We start from the raw sequence: 1,319 nt of genomic DNA, 5'->3' as shown, positions 1-1,319 counted from the left end.
TGTAGTTGCCCCCGCTAAACCGGACACCACCTCATTCGTTTGATGCCAGTTCCGCCCGGTACTCCCAGGGCGATTTCATTTTCAGCCCCTTGTGCGGGTGGCTGCGGTTATAGTCCTCGATCCATTCCGGCAACCTGGCCATCACCGTGGCGGCATCAGGAAGATCGTTCAGGTACACATAGTCCCGCTTGAACGTCTTCACGAAGGCCTCAGCCATGCCGTTGCTCTGAGGGCTTCTCACCGGTGTGGTACACACTGCAAAGCCCAGAGAGGACGCGAAGGCTCGCGTTTCTTTGGCAATGTAGCAGCTGCCATTGTCCGTCAGCCATTCCAGCGGATGAGGCACTCGCTCTGACTGGCCGAACCGGTATTCCAGGCTTTCCAGTAGTAGGTCCTGAACCATCTCACCGGTGATGCCACCAGTGGTCGCTACATAGCGCATCAACTCGCGATCACAGCAGTCCAGGCTGAAGGCTACACGGACAACCTCCTTGTTCCAGCAGCGGATCTCAAAGCCGTCTGAGCACCAGCGAAGGTCTGGCTTCAACGTAATGATCTGGCCGTTGTGACAGCGCTCCTGAGGTCGGCCCGTATACCGGGGCAACAGCAGCCCATCCTGCTTCATCAGTCGATACACGCGCTTGTGGTTTACTCGCTCATCGTTGGCTGCGAGCAACCGATTCAGTCGAGCCGTGATCCTTCGATAGCCATTGGCAGCACGGGCCTCGCACAGCTCACGGATAAACGGTAAATGCCGTTCATCGTCCTGTTTGCTGTATCTCGGGCTTCGGCCTTTCTGGCGACCATGAAGGCGATCCAACAGATTGGAGCGCGATACCTTCAGCACTTCAGCAACCCGCTTCAGAGGGTATCGTCCGGTGGCAGCAACGGCATGCGCGAGATCAACTTTTTTGACTGAGCCACCTCCAGGGCTTCCCGGAGTATTTCAGCTTCCATCGTCTTGCGGCCCAACATCCGCTCCAGCTCCCGAACCTTTTTGTTCAGAGCCTTCACCTCGGATGCACTGACAACCTCATCACCGGACTCAATCGCGGACATGCCACCGTCTTTCATCAGCTTCTTCCAACGGAACAACAGACTTGCTGATATACCATGACGCCGGGCTACAAGCGATACTGACATGCCTGGCTGCTCACACTCCGCAACCATGAATGCCTTCTCCTGTGCGGAATACCGGCGACGGCGCTGCACTCCGGTTATGACTTCGATTCTCTCCACCTTGGACACTCCTTTGCACTAGGTCTATGCCTAGGCCTTTGCTTCTACCAAGGTGTCCGGTTTAAATGGGGGCTACTACA

General features: G+C 56.3%; 1 protein-coding gene. It reads right to left on the bottom strand.

All coding sequences use genetic code 11. The features are described from left to right. Window positions 1-31: 31 nt before the first annotated feature. A protein-coding gene (locus EDB94_RS01780; RefSeq protein WP_085986446.1) for an IS3-like element ISMaq2 family transposase occupies window positions 32-1,239 on the bottom strand; the annotation gives its coding sequence in 2 pieces (ribosomal slippage) (window positions 32-912 and window positions 912-1,239; 1,209 coding nt in all). Between the last annotated feature and the right edge of the window lie 80 nt (window positions 1,240-1,319).

The sequence above is a fragment of the Marinobacter sp. 3-2 genome, assembly GCF_003751355.1.
Classification (GTDB): domain Bacteria; phylum Pseudomonadota; class Gammaproteobacteria; order Pseudomonadales; family Oleiphilaceae; genus Marinobacter; species Marinobacter adhaerens.
This window is presented reverse-complemented; position numbering and strand designations above follow the sequence as displayed.